Origin of the sequence: Pseudomonas sp. ABFPK, from assembly GCF_001586765.1 — a bacterium.
Classification (GTDB): domain Bacteria; phylum Pseudomonadota; class Gammaproteobacteria; order Pseudomonadales; family Pseudomonadaceae; genus Aquipseudomonas; species Aquipseudomonas asiatica.
Map to the genome: position 1 here is coordinate 13,628 of NZ_LQXW01000033.1, position 20,620 is coordinate 34,247.

At 58.7% G+C, this 20,620-nt stretch carries 16 protein-coding genes and 4 pseudogenes; 15 read left to right on the forward strand and 5 right to left on the reverse strand.

Translation table 11 applies throughout. From position 1 onward, the window contains the following. Nucleotides 1-4: 4 nt before the first annotated feature. The 7 genes and pseudogenes from WM94_RS19090 (at nucleotide 5) to WM94_RS29380 (ending at nucleotide 7,602) form a co-directional block, all read left to right on the forward strand. A complete protein-coding gene (locus tag WM94_RS19090) occupies nucleotides 5-532 on the forward strand; it encodes a hypothetical protein (protein WP_016487011.1) in 528 nt (175 codons plus the stop codon). Between the two features lie 142 nt (nucleotides 533-674). Then, nucleotides 675-1,559, forward strand: a complete 885-nt coding sequence (locus WM94_RS19095) for a hypothetical protein (RefSeq protein ID WP_016487012.1) — start codon at nucleotides 675-677, stop codon at nucleotides 1,557-1,559. A 301-nt stretch (nucleotides 1,560-1,860) separates the two neighbouring features. Continuing rightward, nucleotides 1,861-3,747 (forward strand): phosphoadenosine phosphosulfate reductase family protein, encoded by a 1,887-nt coding sequence (locus WM94_RS19100; protein ID WP_004575969.1) that lies wholly within the window; start codon nucleotides 1,861-1,863, stop codon nucleotides 3,745-3,747. A gap of 105 nt (nucleotides 3,748-3,852) precedes the next feature. After that, nucleotides 3,853-4,038, forward strand: coding sequence for a hypothetical protein (locus WM94_RS19105; RefSeq protein WP_004575968.1), 186 nt, complete (start codon nucleotides 3,853-3,855; stop codon nucleotides 4,036-4,038). A 92-nt stretch (nucleotides 4,039-4,130) separates the two neighbouring features. Beyond that, nucleotides 4,131-5,630 carry an IS21 family transposase gene (istA, locus tag WM94_RS19110; RefSeq protein ID WP_167398656.1) on the forward strand — a complete coding sequence of 500 codons (1,500 nt, stop codon included), beginning with the start codon at nucleotides 4,131-4,133 and terminating at the stop codon, nucleotides 5,628-5,630. After that, nucleotides 5,623-6,424 (forward strand): annotated as a pseudogene (gene istB / locus WM94_RS19115) (IS21-like element helper ATPase IstB). The gene istA and the pseudogene istB overlap by 8 nt, the downstream one beginning before the upstream one ends. 269 nt (nucleotides 6,425-6,693) lie before the next feature. After that, nucleotides 6,694-7,602, forward strand: a complete 909-nt coding sequence (locus WM94_RS29380) for a TnsD family Tn7-like transposition protein (RefSeq protein ID WP_100226654.1) — start codon at nucleotides 6,694-6,696, stop codon at nucleotides 7,600-7,602. Nucleotides 7,603-7,616: 14 nt separating this feature from the next. On the opposite strand, the pseudogene WM94_RS30835 reads toward WM94_RS29380, so the two are convergent. Then, nucleotides 7,617-7,967 (reverse strand): annotated as a pseudogene (locus tag WM94_RS30835) (helix-turn-helix transcriptional regulator); the annotation flags it as partial. A 392-nt stretch (nucleotides 7,968-8,359) separates the two neighbouring features. Here WM94_RS30835 and WM94_RS19125 point away from each other — a divergent pair. The 6 genes from WM94_RS19125 (at nucleotide 8,360) to WM94_RS19150 (ending at nucleotide 14,103) form a co-directional block, all read left to right on the forward strand. Next, a complete protein-coding gene (locus tag WM94_RS19125; protein WP_004575964.1) occupies nucleotides 8,360-10,729 on the forward strand; it encodes a heavy metal translocating P-type ATPase in 2,370 nt (789 codons plus the stop codon). Nucleotides 10,730-11,066: 337 nt separating this feature from the next. Beyond that, on the forward strand, nucleotides 11,067-11,267 hold the full coding sequence (locus tag WM94_RS19130; RefSeq protein WP_004575963.1) for a heavy-metal-associated domain-containing protein: 201 nt from the start codon (nucleotides 11,067-11,069) through the stop codon (nucleotides 11,265-11,267). A gap of 265 nt (nucleotides 11,268-11,532) precedes the next feature. Continuing rightward, complete coding sequence (locus WM94_RS19135) at nucleotides 11,533-12,555, forward strand: cytochrome D1 domain-containing protein (RefSeq protein ID WP_061551903.1); 1,023 nt, start codon at nucleotides 11,533-11,535, stop codon at nucleotides 12,553-12,555. Nucleotides 12,556-12,690: 135 nt separating this feature from the next. Beyond that, a complete protein-coding gene (locus WM94_RS19140) occupies nucleotides 12,691-13,146 on the forward strand; it encodes a hypothetical protein (RefSeq protein ID WP_061551907.1) in 456 nt (151 codons plus the stop codon). A gap of 25 nt (nucleotides 13,147-13,171) precedes the next feature. Continuing rightward, nucleotides 13,172-13,447, forward strand: a complete 276-nt coding sequence (locus WM94_RS29385; RefSeq protein WP_082810601.1) for a DUF2933 domain-containing protein — start codon at nucleotides 13,172-13,174, stop codon at nucleotides 13,445-13,447. Continuing rightward, nucleotides 13,444-14,103, forward strand: a complete 660-nt coding sequence (locus WM94_RS19150; RefSeq protein WP_010955869.1) for an isoprenylcysteine carboxylmethyltransferase family protein — start codon at nucleotides 13,444-13,446, stop codon at nucleotides 14,101-14,103. Before WM94_RS29385 ends, WM94_RS19150 begins: the two co-directional genes overlap by 4 nt. 408 nt (nucleotides 14,104-14,511) lie before the next feature. Here WM94_RS19150 and WM94_RS19155 read toward each other — a convergent pair whose 3' ends face one another. Beyond that, nucleotides 14,512-14,859, reverse strand: a complete 348-nt coding sequence (locus WM94_RS19155) for a copper-binding protein (protein WP_004575958.1) — start codon at nucleotides 14,857-14,859, stop codon at nucleotides 14,512-14,514. Between the two features lie 4 nt (nucleotides 14,860-14,863). On the opposite strand from WM94_RS19155, the pseudogene WM94_RS19160 reads away from it, so the two are divergent. Continuing rightward, a pseudogene (locus WM94_RS19160) lies at nucleotides 14,864-15,565 on the forward strand (type I glyceraldehyde-3-phosphate dehydrogenase); the annotation flags it as partial. 9 nt (nucleotides 15,566-15,574) lie between these two features. Then, a complete protein-coding gene (arsJ, locus tag WM94_RS19165) occupies nucleotides 15,575-16,807 on the forward strand; it encodes an organoarsenical effux MFS transporter ArsJ (protein ID WP_061551905.1) in 1,233 nt (410 codons plus the stop codon). Nucleotides 16,808-16,972: 165 nt separating this feature from the next. Here the strand turns inward: arsJ and WM94_RS19170 are convergent, their stop codons facing one another. From WM94_RS19170 to WM94_RS29390, 3 genes and pseudogenes are all read right to left on the reverse strand, one after another. Beyond that, complete coding sequence (locus WM94_RS19170) at nucleotides 16,973-20,131, reverse strand: efflux RND transporter permease subunit (protein WP_004574058.1); 3,159 nt, start codon at nucleotides 20,129-20,131, stop codon at nucleotides 16,973-16,975. Continuing rightward, nucleotides 20,128-20,496 (reverse strand): annotated as a pseudogene (locus WM94_RS19175) (copper-binding protein); the annotation flags it as partial. The gene WM94_RS19170 and the pseudogene WM94_RS19175, both read right to left, overlap by 4 nt. A 16-nt stretch (nucleotides 20,497-20,512) precedes the next feature. Next, nucleotides 20,513-20,620: IS3 family transposase (locus WM94_RS29390; RefSeq protein WP_135192744.1), on the reverse strand; the 108-nt coding region annotated here is incomplete at its 5' end.

Below are 20,620 nucleotides of genomic sequence, written 5' to 3' on the forward strand. Positions count from 1 at the left end.
GCATATGGCTAGCTACGAGCAATTTGCCTGGCAGGATGCACTGGCGTTGGCGACTTGGTTGAAGCAGTCCTTCGACCTGGTACAGGTAAAAGAGACCTTCGATGCCCTTTCAGTTGATCAACTCCACGTGTTCGAAACGGAATCAGAAGGCTTCATCCGGGAGCTGTTAGCCAAACCTGTAAGTCAACGTCCAGCCTACTTGCGCAAGGTCGGCAAGAATGCAGGTGAAATGACCCAGGCTGTTCTGATAGTCCTCGCGATCATAGCGCAGGTCCGGGTTATGGAGGTGATCGAGATCCGTGACCGCTTCCGCTACTCGCTGTATCCAGGCGGCGCCAACCGAGCGACCTGCGCCAGCATCTACGCATTCAACAACGAAATGAGGAATGTCACCTTCATGGGTTGGCCGACGCGGGTGTTCGAGGCGCTCGCTGAGCAGGACGCCAAGCACGAGGAGTTTTGGGCGAAGCATGGAGACATGCTGGAACAATGGGCGGCTGCCGCCGGTCCGCGCCCCTCTGAGGCAGACTGATCTCATACCTCAGGGGTTTCTCCTGCGCGCCCAGTTAACCGCTGGTGACAGATCCAGCGCCCGTTGATCACCACACAGCCTGACACTGTGATTAAATACAGTTAGCACCCTGCCATCACCAATTGACTTGGAGATTGACCAGTTGTTGACTGAAGAACCGGAGCTCATTTCAAGCTACGACGATCTGCGGGCCAGGCCGGATTTTGAAGAGGCTTTGGCATTCTTCCCTCACGACCAGCGGCGTTTTGGCGCTGTCCTGGCTCCATACCGCTTTCAGGATAGAGTCAGTTGCGGGATTGCCAGCTGCCGCCAACCGCACCTCACTGGGTACCTGATTTCTACCAGCGACGGGAAAGAGACGGCGATCGGCGGTGACTGTGGCAGGACTCACTTTGGGGTCTCGTTCAATCGGGAACGAAAACGCATTGATGCACTCATTGATCGGCGCCGGCGGATCGACACCATCACTGCGATGATTGAAGGCCTTGGCGCAATGATGCCCCTCATCGAGCAGCTGGACCGTGACTATCAGGCCTTGGTCCAACTGAAGCAGCGCCTCATGGGCGCTATCGGTACCGTGACCTACCAGCGCCTTAAAGGCAGAGCGGAGCGCGGTTATGCGGCGATCGAGAAGGAAGTGCCCATGACCGAGCGAGAAGCAGAGGCGTTCTTCGCGACGAGCAATCGCAGGCCAGATGACGGCCTTGGATGGCCCACGAACACCGTGGTACTCGCCAGGATCGATGGACTCGACTTCTTCAAGGGTGACACGAAGACTTTGATGATCAGCAACCTGATCACTCCGATCCGCAACTTGGCCACAACTTCGCCGGCGGACGTGCTCACGATGAAGCCGCGGGCATTGGGCGCCACCGCCAAGTGGGTTGGCGAGGTGCCAATGCACCTAGCCAGAGCTCAGGCAGTTGTGGCAGCGGGAAATGCGTTTTTCAGCGCATCAAACCTACAGCACCTAGCTCTACTCGGCGCCAGCGCTGCGCCGCTACAACTCATGATCGAAACGCTCTGACCTGGTTGGCGCAGGACCTGGCCAGTCTGCGCCTTCCCCATGCCTCTCGCCCATCACGTCCCCAACGTTCGACATCGCGTGGGTGCTTGTATGTGAAGGCATTATGAGAGGTCGCCAGGTGCTACCTGATGACTCAGATAACCAGGCGCCTGGCATGTGCTGCTTCGACGATGAAGAGTAGTTAATGGCGATAGCCTGAGCCGGATTGATTGGACAGCCGATGTCGTCAAGTTCAGAAGATTCATGCTCGCTGTTGAGCATCCCCACGATACGAAGCCTACTTCCTTCTGGAGATGCCAACATGAATCAGATGCTTGTACCCGAACTGATCGCCTTAAACGACTACACCCACGCTATTCCAGCCCTGGACAGTGCTGGTCGCTTTGCCCGGATCGTTGCGCGAGCGGAAGCCTGCATTGCGCGCATCGACCAGATCATCGATCAAGGATTCACCTGCAGCTCTGCTACCTCGTTCGGTAAGGACAGCACGGTTGTGCTGGTACTGATGCTGGAGGCTATCCGGCGCCGTGTCGAGGCCGGGTTGTACGTGCCGGCGGCTTTTGTCACAAACGCCAACACCGGCACTGAAAACCCAGGCATGGACATCTATGCCGAGGCGATGATCACTGAGCTGGAGATGTATTGCACCAAGCAGAGATTGCCAATCACAGTGGTCAAAGTGCAGCCCTCGATGACCTCGACGTTTGCCTACGCCACCCTTGGCCGTGGAAAACTGCCGGTCTTTGCTGGCGCCTCTCGAAGCTGCTCGATCGACTGGAAGCTGCGCCCGCAGCAGAAGGCCCTCAAGCAGCTGCTTTCGACGCTGCAGTCTCCAGGTGAGCTAGTGACCTTCGTGGGCACCCGTTTGTCAGAGTCGGCAACCCGTGCGGCCAATATGCGCGAACGGGGTGAGGAGGAGGCTGGCCGGCTGGTGCTCAATGAGCACGGCTCGTACAACTGCTCGATCATCGCTGACTGGGAGATGGAGGAGGTGTGGGAGTTCCTCATGGCGTGCGAGGCGAAGCGTGGCGGTCCTTATCGGACCTTCGTCGATAACTTCGATTGGTGCCTGGAGCTCTACAAGGAAGCCAATGAAGGCACGTGCGCGATCATTACCGGCGACGGTGGTAACAAGGCGGCGTGCGGATCTCGCTTTGGCTGTGCCTGGTGCACGGTCACCGGTGAGCGTGACAAGTCCATGGAGGCAATGATTGCGTCTGCGCCCGAGAAACACGGGCACATGTCCGGGATAAATCGCTTCCGGAACCATCTCATCAACACCCGCTGGGATATGGGGCGTCGAGACTGGATCGGGCGAACACACTCGGACGCCGGCTACATCAACGTCACAGGAACAGCTTACAACGCAGAAATGCGCCGTGAACTGTTGCGGTACCTGCTGACCCTGGATGTGTTGGAGGAGGAGCGGGCAGAGGAGCACGATGCGCGGATGTTCCGCGGCGAGCTGGAAAGGACGGAATCCAACGAGATCCTTCGTGGAGTCACCTTCCAATTCATCACGGCGAAGAATCTGCTGGCCATCGACTTTGCCTGGTCACTGAGCTACGGCTTCGACCATGCCTTCCCGGCCTTGTCGGAGTGGTATGAGATCCGTGTCTTGGGGAAGCGCTACCTGATCGACGATGTCACTCCCGTAGAGAAGGGCATCATCCCAGAGCAGCGCTGGTTCAAGTTCGATGACTGGCAGAGTCCGGCGCAGGAGATGGGCTTGCAGGATGCCTACCTCGAAGCCACCAACAAGCACCGCTACCCTGGACGTCCGGCAATGCGAACGATCCGTGACCGCTTTGAGGGTAAGGATCGCAACATCGTCTACTACGAAGAAGCCGCCGAGATGGAGATCGACCCGGCAGATGCAATGTGTTTCGTAGACGAGTTCGATGATGCGTTCTACACCTTGGCAAAAAGCCTGGCTCCGACTGATAGTGCCAAGTTCTACCTGAACAACGGCATGGTCAAATTGGCCAAGGGCAAGGCTGCTGAGTACGATGCAATGGCTCGCCGAGCGCAATTCTGGCAACGCATGGCGCGCGATCTAGCGGGTACCGATCTGCGTTCCTACATACGCCATCATTCGATCAGTAACGCCGAGCACGAACAGGTCCTGGAGTCGATGAAGGTTGATTCTGCGGTTCAAAATCTGGCGATCTCGGATCTATTTGCTTAACTCATCAAAGGCTACCTCTCAAGAGGTAGCTTTTTTTTTGACGTCGCTGACCTAACCCTATCTTGGGCGGAGCTTTCAGAATCTGCACACTAGGATCGTGTGGCCATGGACAAAAAATCAGAAGGTTTAATAGCCGACTTGGCAGGGTTGAAACTTGAGTTAGATACGCTTAAGGCTAAGGGCGTTAATACTTTAATGTATTCCTTGCTGAAGCAGAAATATCAGGAGAAGTATAAGGCTGCCTTGGCATTGGTAGAGGGCCTTCCTGTGTTGCCGCTGACCGAAAACTGACCCAGTTTCGCCCATTGTGCTGACTGAAAACTGACCCAGGTGTTCCACTGTACCTGCTCAATTTTTGAGCAGGAGAACACAGGGTGATCAGCATGGAAATGATGGGCAAAATTCGGCGGATGTATTTCCGCGACAAGCTGTCGTTGCATGAGATAGCCAAGCGCACCGGCCTGTCGCGCAACACCATCCGAAAATGGGTCAGAGCGTCGGAGTCCAAGCAGCCGGTTTATCAGCGTCGAGCCGTGTTCAACAAGCTCAGTCCCTTTCACGAGATGTTGGAGCAGGCGCTGCGGGCTGATGCCTTGAGGGCCAAGCAACATCGTCGCAGTGCCAAGGCGCTGCTGGCCATGATCCGCGCTGAAGGCTATGACGGCGGCTACAGCCAGCTCACTGCCTTCGTTCGTCATTGGCGCGGAGAGCAAGGCAAGGCGGTACGGGCATTTGTGCCGTTGGCGTTCGCATTGGGCGAGGCCTTCCAGTTCGATTGGAGCGAGGAAGGCCTGCTGATTGGCGGTGTTTTCCGACGTGTCCAGGTCGCGCACATGAAGCTATGTGCCAGCCGAGCCTTCTGGCTAGTGGCCTATCCCAGCCAAGGGCATGAAATGCTGTTCGATGCCCATACCCGCTCATTCGCCGCCATGGGCGGCGTGCCGCGTCGCGGCATCTACGACAACATGAAAACGGCGGTCGACAAGGTCTCCAAGGGTAAAGGCCGCACGGTCAACGCTCGCTTCATGGTGATGTGCTCGCACTACCTGTTCGACCCGGACTTCTGCAACGTAGCGTCCGGCTGGGAAAAAGGTATCGTCGAAAAGAATGTCCAAGATAGTCGGCGCCGCATCTGGCTGTCTGCCTGCGACAATACTTTCCATAGCTTCGAAGAGTTGAATGCCTGGCTTGCCCAGCGCTGTCGGGCTCTGTGGCACGAGCTGATCCATCCGCAGTACAACGGCCTCACCGTTGCAGAAGTCTTAGAACTGGAGCGCGTCGAAATGATGCCGATGCCGACGCCTTTCGACGGTTATGTAGAGCGCACGGTTCGCGTTTCCAGCACCTGTCTGATCAACGTGGCCCGCAACCGCTATTCAGTACCCTGTGAGCGTGTTGGCCAGTGGGTCAGCAGTCGGCTCTATCCCTCGCGAATCGTCGTGATTGCCGATGATGGTGTGATTGCCAGCCACGAGCGCCTGTTTGATCGCGATCAGGTCAGCTACGACTGGCAACACTATATCCCCCTCATTGAGCGTAAACCGGGAGCCCTACGCAATGGTGCCCCGTTTGCCGACCTACCCAAGCCACTACGCCTGCTCAGGCGCGGGCTGCGGCGGCATCTACAGGGTGATCGGGTCATGACCCAGGTCTTGGCCGCCGTGCCCGTCGCTGGCCTGGATGCTGTCCTCGTAGCGGTTGAGCTGGTTTTGGAATCTGGCAGCCTGAGCGCTGACCACATCCTCAATATCGTGGCCCGTCTGACCACCCGTGAAGCACCACCCTCGGTCGAAACCAACCTGCAACTGAAAGTTACCCCTATCGCCAATACCGCGCGCTATGACCGGTTGCGCAGCACAGATGAGGAGGTGCGCAATGCGTGATCTTACAGAGGAACTCAAAGACTTACGCCTGCACGGCATGGCCACTGCCTGGGCAGATCTGGCCGCACAAGGTGAATCCACCACCGCCTCATCGAAATGGCTGATCGAGCATCTCCTCGATCAGGAACACGCCGACCGGGCAGTGCGCTCGGTACATCATCAGATGAATATGGCGAAACTGCCCATACACCGCGATCTGGCTGGCTTCGACTTCGGTGTATCCAGCGCTGATGCCCGGCTGATCAAGGAACTGTCCACTCTGACCTTCACCGACACAGCTCAAAATGTGGTGTTCATCGGCGGCCCTGGCACCGGTAAAACGCACCTCGCCACCGCCCTGGCGGTGGCCAGCATCACCCAACACAACAAGCGTGTACGCTTCCACTCCACGGTCGATCTGGTCAACCTGCTGGAGCGTGAGAAGCACGAGGGTAAGACAGGGCGTATCGCCCGAGGACTACTGCGTGCAGATCTGGTAATCCTTGATGAGCTTGGCTACCTACCTTTCAGCCAGAGCGGCGGGGCCTTGCTGTTCCACTTTGCTCTCTAAGCTTTACGAGCACACCAGTGTGATCATCACCACCAACCTCAGCTTCGCCGAATGGTCGAGCGTATTTGGCGACGCCAAGATGACCACGGCCTTGCTCGACCGATTGACCCACCACTGCCACATCGTCGAGACGGGGAATGAATCGTACCGCCTGCAAAACAGCACCTTAGTGGCCAAGACCAAGATCCAGGCGAGGGAGCGCAGGCGACAGGATATCGAGGAGGCGGAGGACGACCCGTTTTGACCTCTTTGGGCTGGCCTTGCTGAGTGCAGGGTCAGCACTTTTACGACGCTGTCGACTGCTAGGCTTATCCACAATTGCCGGGGTCTAAATCGGCAAGCAGCCCTGGGTCATTTTTCAATCGGCAGGGTGGGTCAATTTTCAATCAGCGCCGACAGCTCAACCCTCTTTCAGCTCCCGCCGTACGTACTTGGCTCCTGCAAGGGGCTGCCAACCTGGATTTGACCACTGGAGCAAAACGGCGATTGGACCTGCGCCGTTTGGCTGCGCACATGGCCAGTTTTTTCAAAGCGCTCCCAGCCGCTTGGGAGTATTCGGTGCTTCGAGAAGCCCCTGCTGGATCCCCCGCGACGTGGGTCACCAAGCTGCTCCGGAAACCCAGATGCACTCACCATCCACTCAAATACATTGTGCTGTCCACCGCATTGGAGGTCGACTTAGCTTGCATCCCTCGCCATGAAGAACCGTCGCCACCTGTGGGTAAGCGTGCGACGCTGATTGATATCCATTCCTCACCACCAGGGCCAAGAGAGATCATACCTGAGGGATGGAAAGGCCTACCCGCAGCAGTTTGCAGGCTGGCTTTTGCCGGGCAGGAAGCACGGCTAATCGGCGACACGCTGGGTGTATCCCTAGCTTATGTTTACCGGACTATCCGCGCCGTTCACTGCGGCCCAAGCGCATGGAGAGACGCAAGATTCCTGCGCGAGCGTCGGCAGCGCCGAACAGCCTTCGAGAATGACTATCGGCACCTGCATGCTCACCAATGTCGTAACTATGCATGGCTTTACCGATGCGATCGGATCTGGCTTACGGACCGCACTGCGAACGGTGGCAGTGTCCACGCAAGCCGAGCTGATAGCGCCGGCGCGTTTGCGGTCCTCGACTCGCAACTCGCCGAGCAGGTGAGGGACTGTGCACAGTGGCTTCGTGGCGTAGATGGGAGACCCGTCAGGATCACGCGCACCCGCATCGGTCGGGAGCTGCACGTCCTATCACGTTTCCAAAAGCAGCTCGCTAAGCTCCCCCTTTGTGCGAGAGCACTGGAGGAGGTTTGTGAGCCCGCCGAACAGTTTCACCTTCGACGTCTGCTGTGGGCAAAGGCCAAGTGGGAGGGTGAACAGCGAAGAGTGACCCGATCAGCGCTGTACCGCACCGCATGTATCAGGTCTGGGGTTTGAGCTGTTAGGTCGCATAAGACTACCTTGGCCGGCAACTGGAGAACGAACCGCACCTCGTCTTCCAATACGTTGTCGTGGAAGTAACTGAGGAAGTACTCGCATTGACTGAACTGGTCAGAGGCGATCTCCTCCAGGCGATACAGCCCACTGGGCAGGCCTTCCTGACAGGCCTGGTAGAAGGGGGCGAGCAAGTATAGGCCGTCCAGGTAGGAAAACATGGAGGGCGTTCCCAACCGGGAGGCGGCGTCGTACTTCTCCAGCGGCTTGGGCACTCCCTCGCCGGGGTACAAGGCAGCCAGCGCATTGTTGAAGGGTAACCACTGGTGCAGCAGCAGGATCAGCTGCCTCCAGAAATGATCTATGCCATGACGCTACACCACAGCAATATTCTACACCCTTACAGGAGCATTGATTGGCGTCACAGCTGTACAAGGAGATGTTGTCTAGGCTGAGCAATACGGCAGCGGCCGATATTTCCCACCCAGCTTGGGAGTTGATCATGACGGAGCCCATCGCCCTGTTACTGATCTGGCAATCCCTTCTTGGCGGAATAAAGGCGGTATCGCACTGATCATGCAGGCCATATTTGGCCTGTTTTATGTGGCTCGTGAGCACTATGGCCACCTGTCACAGGTACTACACTTTTTTAATTTTGTTGCTCTGACCGCTGACGCACCTCTTCGGGCACAACCATGGCGGGTATTCTCACCAGAAGGGTGAAAACTCGTCCAAACCGGACAACAAAGGGAACTAATTCATGCACACCGCATCGTGCCAGCACGACCATGACCACTCGCACCCGCATGAGCAACCGGATGGTAGTCAGCGCGATTTGGTATGCGGTATGACGGTGCCACCGGATAGTCTCTACTTCGAGCTATACGAGGAAAGGACATACCGCTTCTGCAGTGAAAAGTGCCTGACGAAATTCCGCGCAGCGCCTGTGCGTTATCTTAGCCCTCCCCAGGACCAAGAAGACGCGGGCCATCACCACTCGGCTGCCCCGCAGCCAAGCAACGCGGCGGACGCCGAATACACTTGCCCGATGCATCCCCAAATCCGCCAGCGTGGGCCGGGCAGCTGCCCAATCTGTGGCATGGCCCTAGAGCCAGTAATACCGGAGCTTGAGGAAGACGAAAACCCGGAACTCAAGGACTTCTCCCGCCGCTTCTGGTGGACCTTGCCCCTGACGGTCATCGTGACCGTGTTGGCCATGACTGGCCACCAACTCCAATTGCTGCATGGTGCCACACAGAATTGGGTGGAGTTGATTCTGGCCACTCCCGTGACCCTATGGGCTGGCTGGCCGTTTTTCGTGCGTGGGGTCGCATCGATTCGTAACCGCAGCCCGAATATGTGGACGCTGATAGGTTTGGGAACGGCTGCGGCGTACCTCTACAGCGTTGCGGCCACAGTGTTCCCGCAGGTTTTCCCGACGACTTTCATGCAGGATGGCCGCATTGGCGTCTACTTCGAAGCGGCCGCAGTCATCATCTCATTAACGTTGCTCGGCCAAATGCTCGAGCTCAAGGCGCGCTCACAAACCTCCGCCGCCATCAAGTCGCTCCTGGGCCTTGCCCCCAAGACCGCCCGTCGCATCGGGGCCGATGGTCAGGAGGAAGATATTCCGCTCACCCACGTGCATACGGGCGACCACCTGCGAGTTCGCCCTGGCGAGAAGGTGCCGGTCGACGGGGTGGTCCTGGAGGGCGAAAGTGCTATCGATGAATCCATGCTGACAGGCGAGCCCGTGCCAGTGATGAAGAAAGCTGGGGATGCACTCATCGGTGCCACGCTGAATACCCACGGTAGCCTTGTGATGGCGGCGCAGAAGGTCGGCGCCGAGACAGTGCTCTCGCAAATCGTGCAGATGGTCGCGCGGGCTCAGCGCTCTAAAGCCCCGATGCAGCGGATGGCGGACACCGTGGCCGGCTATTTCGTCATGGGGGTGATTCTGGTCGCGCTGGTCACCCTCTTCGGCTGGGGGCTTTTCGGACCGGAGCCTGGCTGGGTCTTCGGCCTGATCAATGCGGTCGCGGTCCTTATCATTGCCTGCCCCTGCGCGCTCGGCCTGGCCACTCCCATGTCGATCATGGTCGCTACCGGGAAGGCTGCCAGCAGTGGCGTGCTCTTCCGAGACGCCAGTGCTATCGAGAACCTCTGCAAGATCGACACGCTGATCGTCGACAAGACCGGGACCCTCACCGAGGGCCGGCCAGTATTTCATAGTGTGGTCGGTACCGGGCAGTTCATGCCACCCGAAGTCTTGCGCCTTGCCGCCAGCCTGGACCAAGGCAGCGAGCACCCGCTGGCACATGCGATTGTCGATCATGCGCGAGCGCATGGACACAGCTTGTCCAAGCCAGAGACGTTTGAGTCGGGCTCTGGGATCGGTGTACGTGGCCATGTGGACGGCAAACGGCTGCAGCTTGGCAACACGACCTTGATGGAAGAGGCTGGCCTCGACACCAGTCCGTTGCGAGACCGCGCCGAGCAGCTACGTCTGGAAGGCATGAGCATCATGTACCTGGCCGTCGATGGCGTGCTCGCTGGCCTGCTAGCGGTGTCCGATCCGGTCAAACCCACCTCCAAGGAGGCGGTAACCCGGTTACAGGCAGTAAATGTGAAGGTCATCATGGCCACCGGCGACGGTCTGACTACGGCACGTGCGGTCGCGAAACAACTCGGCATCGAGGAAGTCCACGGAGAAGTGAAACCCGAGGACAATGAGCAACTGGTGGCGCTCCTGCAGGGCGATAAGCGCCGGGTTGCCATGGCAGGAGATGGGATCAACGATGCCCCCGCGCTGGCCCGGGCTGATGTTGGGATCGCCATGGGAACTGGCACCGATGTTGCCATGAACAGCTCCCAGTTGACGCTGGTCAAGGGCGACCTGATGGGCATCCTGCGGGCCAGAACACTTTCCGTGGCCACGGTGAAGAACATGCGTCAAAACTTGGGCTTTGCATTCTTCTACAACGCTATGGGCATACCGCTGGCGGCAGGTTTGTTCTACCCGCTTACCGGCCATCTATTGTCACCGATGATTGCGGCATTGGCCATGAGCGTAAGTTCGGCTTCCGTGGTATTCAACGCACTGCGGCTGAAGCGCGTAGTCACAGACTGAAATGGGCACACCGCAACCTATGAGAGGAAATTCCGCCATCAGCGTTTCAACGCCTGATCCATATGACTGACTGTCTAGGGCTTTGGCCTTAGCGGGTATGTCCGCGAGTTCGGCGCCAATCTGGTCCTGATGGAGGACATCGGGCAACTGCTAGGTCCGCCATCTTCTGCCAAGATCGTAAGGGACAATTGTGATGCAGCAGGGTCCGCCGCCAGAGGAGTTGGACAAGATTTCAGGGCGAAGATAAATCCTTTGACCGGGCCTTGACCTTGTCATCGTGTCAAGGTTGAAGCTGTAAATGCGGCGAGAAAAGCCGTACCAGCATGAGAGGCCCGCTATGTTCGTTTTGGAAGTTTCCGGTATGGGATGTGGCAGTTGTGTCAACAAGATCACCAAGGCCATCCAGGCTGCCGATGGCGACGCGAAGGTGATCGTTGATCGTGCTGCCGGTACAGTGAGTGTCCAAAGCAACATCGAGGCGGAACGCGTCGGTGCACTGGTCCAGGCGCTTGGTTACCCAACCAAAGTCAGTCGCTAAGTCTCGTTTCCGCTTAGATGGCAAGCCGCCGTGCCATGTTTCATGGCGCGGTTTCTTCATATACAGCCTGATGTCGACTGACTCCGGGTCGGGATAGCCAGCAATACTCCCCAAGAAATGGACGGCCTTCGATCACCCAGCGCCGAGTCAAGCCGTGGACGTTGACGCTGATCAAGAAAATGCTTCGCGATTGGTGTTTATCTTGAGTAAATGTATAGGCCAGCCTGGCTCACATACCCCGGCCCCTCGTTGGAGCTCATTCACAATGATGACTGCCAAGCGGTTTAGTTCTATGGCCTTGGGGATATCCCTGCTCATCCCTCTGGGGCTGGTCATGGCAAACCCTACGGGTAACGTCTACACGGCCAATGAACGGTCCGCTTCCATTAGCCAGGTAAATCTTGCGACAGGTGATGTGAGCACGGTCGCATTGCCGATCGCACCCCACAACCTACAGGTTTCGCCCGACGGCAGCTTGCTTCTGGTTGTTGGAGTGGCTGGACATGCGGGGCATTCGAGCGGTGAAAAGCTCGGTGGGCAGTTGCTGGTGTTCAGTACCAGCGCGCTGGACAGGCCACCGTTCAGCTTCCCGGCAGGCAATCACCCGGCTCATGTGGTCACCGACGTCACCGGGCTGCGAGCTTTTGTGACCGATTCCGCTGCCAACCAGGTGCGAGTATTTGACCTTGAGCAGCGAATCGAGTTGCCCGGTATTCCAACTGGGCGTTATCCCCATGGGCTGCGCTTGAGCCCTGATGGCCGGACACTCTATATCGCGAACATGAAGAGCGACAGCGTATCGCTTATCGATGTCGTCACACTCAAAGAAACCGCGCAGATTCCCGTGGGCAAAGGCCCTGTCCAGGTCGGCTTTGCCCCTGACGGTCGCCTGGCATTCGTCTCGCTTAGTGCGACAAATCAGCTTGGCATCATCGACACGGCCAGACGCAAGGTGATCAGCAAGGTTGATGTTGGCCGCACGCCAATCCAGATGATGGCCACCGTTGACGGTCGCCAGGTCTATGTCGCGAATCAGGGCAGCGGCCATAATCCGGACGACCGAGTCTCCATCGTAGATCTCCAGACGCGTAGCAGCCTGGGCACCGTGACCACCGGCAAGGGTGCCCATGGTGTGGCCATCAGCAGCGACGGCGCTTATGTGTTTGTCAGCAATATTGAAGCGGGCACCGTATCTGTCATCGATACGAGCAGCCGTAAGGTCGTTGCTACCCATAAGGTTGGCGCCGGGCCAAACGGGATCAGCTTCGAGCCGCCGAGTGCCCATTAGCCCGTCGGTGTACAACCCGAGCACGAGGCGAAAAATGAGCATTCACGCCGGCGCAGTAATTTGCTTGTCGTGCCAGGTGAGGCCTGGCGCCCAGACCAAGGCATCCGGCTTTAAAACAGTGCTAAGGAGATGATGATGAACAACGTTCGCAATTTACTGATCGGACTTTGTTTGGCCGCAGCGTCCGTGGGCGCCATGGCGCAAAACACCGATGAACACTCGACACATCAGCCGGCCGATGCGCCAAGCGCGGCGGCTACCGAGAAGACGCCTTCTCAGCCTATGGACAAAGGGCAAATGGCGGCGATGGACCAGCAAATGAAGGCCATGCAAGCCATGCACGAAAAGATGGCTGCAGCCAAAACGCCGGAAGCCCGTCAGGCGTTGATGGCCGAGCATATGGCGCTGATGAAAAATGGCATGGCCATGATGAAGTCCATGGAGGGTGGCATGCCTGAAATGGGGGGCATGCATGGCGGCATGGGCGGGGATATGGCCGCCCGCCACCAGATGATGGAAAAGCGCATGGACATGATGGAGTCGATGATGCAGATGATGATGGACCGCATGCCATCTGCTGCATCGAAGTAACCCATCTCCTTTCCCAGGAGTCGCTATGAACCCTCACTTCGATGAAAACGGCTCACCACCCAGTTTCTGGCGTTCACGCTACGCAATCGGCCTGGTGGTAATCGGCGGGGTCGCCGTCTACTTCCTGCTCACCGAGCACCTTGCCCATGTCGTTGGAGCCCTGCCTTATCTGTTGTTGCTCGCCTGTCCGCTGATGCATGTCTTCATGCATCGAGGGCATGGGGGACACCATCACCAGGGCCAGAGCAAACCGGCCCCCTCCGATAAGGCTGATATCCATAAGCCGGGAGATCCATCATGAATCATGGTGAAAGCGCGTATGGCCTCTGGTCGCTGGTTTTCATCAACTCCGCGATCTTCATCATGTTTGCCTTCAGTTTCTTCAAGCCGGCAACGGCGAGAGACTGGAGGAGCTTCGGTGCATTCTCGGCCTTCATCGTTGCCCTGTTTGTGGAAATGTATGGCTTCCCCCTGACGATCTATCTGTTGTCAGGCTGGTTGCAGGCCAGGTTCCCCAACCTTGATCTGCTTTCCCACGAATCCGGCCATCTGTGGTCGACGTTGCTCGGTGACCAGGGCAACCCACACTTCAGTGTTTTGCACATTGCCAGTTACCTATTCCTGGGTTTCGGCTTCTATTTGCTTTCTGCCGCCTGGAACGTGCTATATCACGCGCAACGCCGCCATTCACTTGCAACGGTCGGGCCATATGGCTGGATCAGACATCCGCAGTACGTGGCATTTGTGCTGATTCTTCTGGGCTTTCTCCTTCAGTGGCCGACGCTGCTGACGCTGGCAATGTTCCCGGTGTTGCTGGTGATGTACGGGCGTTTGGCGGTTTCCGAAGAGCGGGAAATGCACAAGCAGTTTGGCGCTGCCTACGAAGCTTATACCCGCGTTACGCCTAGGTTCGTTCCGCACCTGCGCGAAAGGTTGGGTGGGGGTCATAGAGGCTGAAGCGTAGGACGAAGGAGCTACATGCCAGGAGGGTTTCAGCGGCAGTGTTTCTAGCGGGAATAGGGTATCCAAAGTCTGTTTGCTCGGATAACACTCTGAGTTGTCGCGGTTTTTCTTGTCGACAAGCTCGGTGGAATCCTTTTTTGGCGTTCGGATAACTCAGGCAGTTGGATGACTTTGCGATGCCCTGTCCGCTTTCGACCCATATAGATCGTGATGCACGAAGATCTCTGCTCAAACGTCAGCTACTACTCTGATCTGAATGCATCCCGGCTACAGAGCGCAAAGACCAACTAGCGTCCCGAGGCACAGAGCTGAAGGCGGCGCGGTCAGGAATTGCGGCAGCACTTTTTCCAAAGTTTGGCTAGATGACCCTGCCTATCAGCTCTAATAGGCAGGGTCAACCCGTCACTGCTTGCGAATACCTACGATCGTCGCTGTGCCCCCATTCATTCGGAAATCGAAGCTGACCTTGTCGCCTACCTTGAGTCCCTTGAGTTGCTGCTCGGTAGCGCTGAAGCCCATGGTCATTGCCGGCCATTTCAGGGCTGATACTGGTCCATGCGCCAAGGTAACTTTACCTGGTTCCAAAGCTTTGATGGTTCCCTCAGCCGATGCAGTCGGAGCCGCCTGGCTGCCTTGGGTCTCGTTGCCTTCCATGGGCATATTCTTCATATCCATGCCATTCATGTCTTGGGCCTGCACCGCCGCCGCAACGGCGAACACTAGGCCAGCGCTGATCAGTAGCTTCTTCATCGGGTTAACCGTGCTCCAGGCCTATCTGGATCAGGGCGTCAAACGCGTGGTGGTCTGCGCTCCAGTGAAGGAGAAAGGCGCACTGAACGTGGTGATGGGCGTCAACCAGCACCTGTTCGACCCGGCGCAGCATCGCATCGTTACCGCCGCCTCGTGCACCACCAACTGCCTGGCCCCGGTGGTCAAGGTGATTCACGAGAACCTGGGCATCCGCCACGGCTCGATCACCACCATCCACGACCTCACCAATACCCAGAGCATCCTCGATAGGCCACATAAGGACCTGCGCCGCGCCCGAGCCTCCGGCATGAGCCTGATCCCAACCACCACGGGTTCGGCCACCGCGATCGCCGAGATCTTCCCCGAGCTGCGCGGCAAGCTGAATGGTCACGCTGTGCGCGTACCGCTGGCCAACGCCTCGCTGACCGACTGCGTGTTCGAAGTGGAACGTGAGACCAAGGCTGAAGAGGTCAACGCGCTGCTGAAGGCGTCGGCCGAAGGCCCGTTGAAAGACATCCTGGGCTACGAAGAGCGTCCACTGGTCTCCATCGACTACCGCACCGATCCGCGTTCCTCGATCATCGACGCGCTGTCGACCTTGGTGGTCAATGGCACTCAGGTGAAGCTCTACGCCTGGTATGACAACGAATGGGGCTACGCCAACCGTGCAGCGGAACTGGCCCGCCTGGTCGGCGCAGCGGAGTAAACAGCGATCATGAAGGCGTTGTCAGCCCTGTCTGCGGAAGTGCGTCAGTACCTGCTGGTTACCGGCAACTACTGGGCCTTCACCCTCACCGACGGCGCATTGCGCATGCTGGTGGTGCTGCACTTCCATTCGCTGGGCTACACGCCGCTGCAGATCGCCGCGCTGTTCCTGTTCTACGAAGTGTTCGGCGTGATCACCAACCTGGTGGGCGGCTACCTCGGCGCCCGCCTGGGACTCAACCGCACCATGAACATCGGCCTGGGCATGCAGGTCGTGGCCTTGCTGATGCTCACGGTACCGGCAGCCTGGCTGACGGTGCCGTGGGTGATGGCCGCCCAGGCACTGTCCGGCATCGCCAAGGACCTGAACAAGATGAGCGCCAAGAGCTCCATCAAGCTCCTGGTACCGGACAGCCAACAGGGGACGCTCTACAAATGGGTGGCCATCCTGACGGGCTCGAAGAACGCGCTCAAAGGCGTGGGCTTTTTCCTCGGCGGAGCACTGCTCGCGTTGCTCGGCTTCGCCCTGGCGGTGCTGGCCATGGCGGCGGTACTGGCCCTGATCTGGATTGGCAGTCTGGTGCTGCTGAAAAAGGACTTGGGCAAAGCCAAGGCCAAACCCAAGTTCCGCGACATGCTGTCCAAGAGCCGAGCCATCAACATCCTCTCGGCCGCACGGCTGTTTCTCGTTGGTGCCCGGGACGTCTGGTTCGTCGTGGCGTTGCCGGTGTACCTGAGCACCGCGTTTGGCTGGGACTTCTGGCTGGTCGGCGGCTTCCTCACCGCGTGGATCATTGGCTACGGCATCGTCCAGTCGTTTGCTCCTCACATCACCGGCAAGAAGCGTGGTCATGTGCCGGACGGCCGAGCGGCCTTCATCTGGGCGCTCGCCCTGGCCGGACTGCCTGCGCTTATTGCCGTGGGCCTATCAGCAGGCTGGTCGGCGCAGGTAGTGCTGCTCGGTGGGCTGATGCTGTTCGGTGTGCTGTTCGCGGTGAACTCCTCGCTGCATAGCTACCTGATCGTCAGCTATGCCAAGGAAGACGGTGTCTCCCTGGACGTAGGCTTCTACTACATGTCCAACGCGCTAGGGCGGCTGGTCGGCACGCTGCTGTCGGGCTGGGTGTTCCAAGCCTATGGCCTGGAGGCCTGCCTGTGGGTTTCCAGCATTTTCGTATTGGCCGCCGCGCTCATCTCGATCGGATTGCCCAAGCACGGAGACATCGTGCAGCTACCCCGCTGATAACCAAAGGGAGTAGGCCGCTCTCAACGCCGTTTGTATGCATACAAGATCGGTACTTTGGCGCCGAGTGCGCAGATGTTCTTCAGCACAATTAATAGTCTGAATGCGGACGCAGATGATCTGTCGCAAAGGCCAGCATCCGTACGATGCTCAGGTATAGGTTTTTCATCGGGTTTCTCCTGGTTTGGAACCATTGGTTACTGCGAGGTTACGGCGCCGGACTAACCAGTACGCCGCAGGTATAACGAACAGAGAGAGTAGGGGGGCGGACAGCATGCCGCCCACCATGGGCACGGCGATGCGACTCATCACTTCGCTGCCGGTACCATCACTCCAGAGAATTGGCAGCAGGCCTGCGACGATCACCGCCACCGTCATCGCCTTGGGCCTGATGCGTTGCACCGCGCCCTCACGGATCGCTTCCAGTAGCGCCAGTTGCGTGCGCTCACTATTGCACTGTCGCTCGGTCCATGCGTTGTTCAGGTAGATCAGCATAATCACCCCGAACTCCGCCGCGACCCCAGCCAGGGCGATAAAGCCCACACCGGTGGCCACCGACAGATTGAAGCCCATCAGGTACAGCAGCCACACGCCGCCGGTAAGGGCAAAAGGCAAAGTGCCCATGATTAGTAGCGCCTCGCTGAGGCGGCCGAAAGTCAGATAGAGCAGCACGAAGATGATCACCAGTGTCGCCGGTATCACCCAGGCCAGACGTGCGTTGGCGCGCTCCAGGTACTCGAACTGGCCGGAATAGCTCAGGCTAATGCCAGGATCGAGCTTCACCTCGCGACTCACCACCTGGCGCAGGTCGGCGACCACAGAGGACAGATCACGACCGCGCACGTCGATGTATACCCAACCGGATGGGCGGGCGTTCTCGCTCTTGAGCATCGGCGGACCTTCCGTAATGCGCACATGGGCCACGGTGCCGAGAGTGATCTGGCCGCCTTGCGCGGTGTAGATCGGCAGTTGGCGCAAGGCTTCGACTGAGTCGCGCCATTCGCGGGGGTAGCGCACGCTGATCGGGTAGCGCGCCAGGCCCTCGACCGTCTCGCCGATGGTCTCACCACCAATGGCACCAGCGACGATGGCCTGTACATCGGCAATGTTCAGGCCATATCGCGATGCAGTCTGGCGATCGATGTCAAGATCGATGTAACGGCCGCCGGTCAAACGTTCGGCCAGTGCCGAGGTCACACCGGGCACGGTTTTGGCGGCTCGCTCGATGGCTTGGGTCGTGCGGTCGATCTGCGTCAGGTCGCTGCCCGCCACTTTCACGCCGATTGGGCTCTTGATGCCGGTGGCCAGCATGTCGATACGATTACGGATCGGTGGAATCCAGATGTTGGTCAGGCCCGGTATCCGCACCGTACGGTCGAGTTCCTCGATCAGCTTTTCGGTGGTCATGCCCGGACGCCACTGATCTTTCGGCTTGAGCCGCACGATGGTTTCGAACATTTCCAGCGGCGCCGGGTCGGTCGCTGATTCGGCTCGACCAGCCTTGCCGAACACGCTGGCGACCTCGGGCACGGTACGAATCAGCCGGTCGGTGCGTTGCAGCAGCTCCGAGGCCTTTTGCGCCGACAGGCCTGTCAGGGCCGAGGGCATGTACAGCAGGTCACCTTCGTCCAGCGGTGGTAGGAATTCCCCACCCAGCTGGCTCAATGGCCACAGGCTGCTGAACAAGATCGCCAGCGCGCCAACCAGTGTCATCCAGGGCCGGCGCAGCACCACTTCCAACGCAGGCCGATACAGACGGATCAGTCCACGGTTGAGCGGGTTACGTTCCTCTGCTGGCAGAGGGCCGCGAATCCAGTAACCCATCAGCACGGGTACCAGGGTCACCGCCAGCCCTGCCGCAGCTGCCATGGCGTAGGTCTTGGTGAACGCCAGGGGGGCGAACAGTCGTCCCTCCTGGGCCTGCAAGGTGAACACCGGTATGAACGACAAAGTGATGATCATCAGGCTGAAGAACAGCGCCGGCCCCACCTCGACCGCCGCCTCGGTCATCACGTTCCAGTGCTGCTCGCCGCGCAGCGACATCCCCGGGTTGCGTGCATGCCAGGCTTCGACTCGCTTGTGTGCGTTCTCGATCATCACCACGGCAGCATCGACCATCGCACCGATGGCGATTGCGATACCGCCAAGCGACATGATGTTGGCGTTGATGCCTTGATGGCGCATGACAATCAGAGCGATCAGTACCCCTACCGGTAGCGAGACGATTGCCACCAGCGACGAGCGCAGGTGCCAGAGAAACGCCGCACACACCAGCGCGACCACGATAAATTCCTCGATCAGCTTGTGGCTGAGGTTGTCCACAGCGCGATCTATCAGTTGGCTGCGATCATAGGTCGTGACAATCTCCACGCCCTTGGGCAGGCTCTTTTTCAGCGCTTCAAGCTTGTCCTTGACGTGGGCAATGGCCTCCCTGGCGTTTTTGCCACTGCGCAGAATCACCACTCCGCCAACGGCCTCGCCCTGGCCATCCAGCTCGCCGATACCCCGACGCGCTTCTGGGCCAAGTTGCACCGTGGCGACATCGCCGAGTGTCACCGGCGCACCGTTGGTGGCCAGGCGCAGGGGAATGGCGCGGAAGTCGTTCAACGTCTTCAAATACCCTGACGCCCGCACCATGAACTCGGCTTCGCCTTGTTCCAGCACGCCGCCACCGGTTTCCTGGTTGGCCTTTCCGATAGCGTCCGACACCTCCCCTTGGGTGATGCCCAGGCTGGCCATCCGCAGCGGATCAAGCACCACCTGATACTGCTTGACCATGCCGCCGATGCTCGCCACTTCAGCGACATCCGGCAAGGTCTTGAGTTCGAAGCGCAGGAACCAGTCTTGCAGGCTGCGCAATTGCGCCAAGTCATGCCCACCACTGCGGTCGACCAACGCGTACTGATAGATCCAACCCACGCCGGTAGCGTCCGGCCCGAGCACCGGCTTTGCCGACGCCGGCAAGCGCGACTGCACCTGGCTCAGGTACTCCAGTACCCGCGAGCGTGCCCAGTACAGGTCGGTGCCATCCTCGAACAGCACGTAGACAAAGCTGTCACCGAAGGCCGAGAAGCCGCGCACAGTCTTGGCCCCCGGTACCGAGAGCATGGTGGTTGTCAGCGGGTAGGTGACCTGGTTTTCGACGATCTGTGGCGCCTGACCTGGGTAGGAGGTACGGATGATCACTTGCACGTCCGACAGGTCCGGCAGTGCATCGATCGGCAGGCTGCGCAGCGAGAACACGCCCCAGGCCACCAGGAACAGTGTGGCGAGCATCACCAGCACTCGGTTGCCCACCGACCAGCGAATCAGTTTCGCGATCATGGTTGACTCTCCAGCGCATTGATCTGCTCGATCACCATGCCCTCATCCCGCTCGCGGACTCCGAAGCGAATACGTTGGCCCAACTTCAGCCCGACAATCAGCGTTGGATCAGACACGGGGAAGGTCATGGTCATGCCAGGCATGCCCAGGGTGAGGAAGGGACCGTGAGCGATCGTCAGCTGATTGCCCTCGATTTGCACGATGCGTCCGTCTGCCTCATGCAGTGCTGGCAGTGCTGGTGCAGATGGGGATTCCTGCGCGGTCATGGCCTCAATGCCCTTGAGGCTGGCCTCGGAGTCGATGAGGAACTGACCCGATGCCACCACCCGCTGGCCTACCTGCAGTCCTTGCAGCACGGCAACTTGAATCGCCCCTGCTTTCCTAGACACTCTCCAAGCTCAGGAAATAGCGTTTCTCATACTCTACTGGAGACAGCTGCATAGCACTGCTGTGTCGACGCTTAGGGTTATAGAACATCTCGATGTAATC

Coding starts and splice junctions, on each gene's coding strand:
- WM94_RS19090 (WP_016487011.1), top strand. CDS start 5: ATGGCTAGCTACGAGCAATTTGCCTGGCAGGATGCACTGGCGTTGGCG.
- WM94_RS19100 (WP_004575969.1), top strand. CDS start 1,861: ATGAATCAGATGCTTGTACCCGAACTGATCGCCTTAAACGACTACACC.
- WM94_RS19105 (WP_004575968.1), top strand. CDS start 3,853: ATGGACAAAAAATCAGAAGGTTTAATAGCCGACTTGGCAGGGTTGAAA.
- istA (WP_167398656.1), top strand. CDS start 4,131: ATGGAAATGATGGGCAAAATTCGGCGGATGTATTTCCGCGACAAGCTG.
- WM94_RS29380 (WP_100226654.1), top strand. CDS start 6,694: ATGGCCAGTTTTTTCAAAGCGCTCCCAGCCGCTTGGGAGTATTCGGTG.
- WM94_RS19125 (WP_004575964.1), top strand. CDS start 8,360: ATGCACACCGCATCGTGCCAGCACGACCATGACCACTCGCACCCGCAT.
- WM94_RS19130 (WP_004575963.1), top strand. CDS start 11,067: ATGTTCGTTTTGGAAGTTTCCGGTATGGGATGTGGCAGTTGTGTCAAC.
- WM94_RS19135 (WP_061551903.1), top strand. CDS start 11,533: ATGATGACTGCCAAGCGGTTTAGTTCTATGGCCTTGGGGATATCCCTG.
- WM94_RS19140 (WP_061551907.1), top strand. CDS start 12,691: ATGAACAACGTTCGCAATTTACTGATCGGACTTTGTTTGGCCGCAGCG.
- WM94_RS29385 (WP_082810601.1), top strand. CDS start 13,172: ATGAACCCTCACTTCGATGAAAACGGCTCACCACCCAGTTTCTGGCGT.
- WM94_RS19150 (WP_010955869.1), top strand. CDS start 13,444: ATGAATCATGGTGAAAGCGCGTATGGCCTCTGGTCGCTGGTTTTCATC.
- WM94_RS19155 (WP_004575958.1), bottom strand. CDS start 14,859: ATGAAGAAGCTACTGATCAGCGCTGGCCTAGTGTTCGCCGTTGCGGCG.
- arsJ (WP_061551905.1), top strand. CDS start 15,575: ATGAAGGCGTTGTCAGCCCTGTCTGCGGAAGTGCGTCAGTACCTGCTG.
- WM94_RS19170 (WP_004574058.1), bottom strand. CDS start 20,131: ATGATCGCGAAACTGATTCGCTGGTCGGTGGGCAACCGAGTGCTGGTG.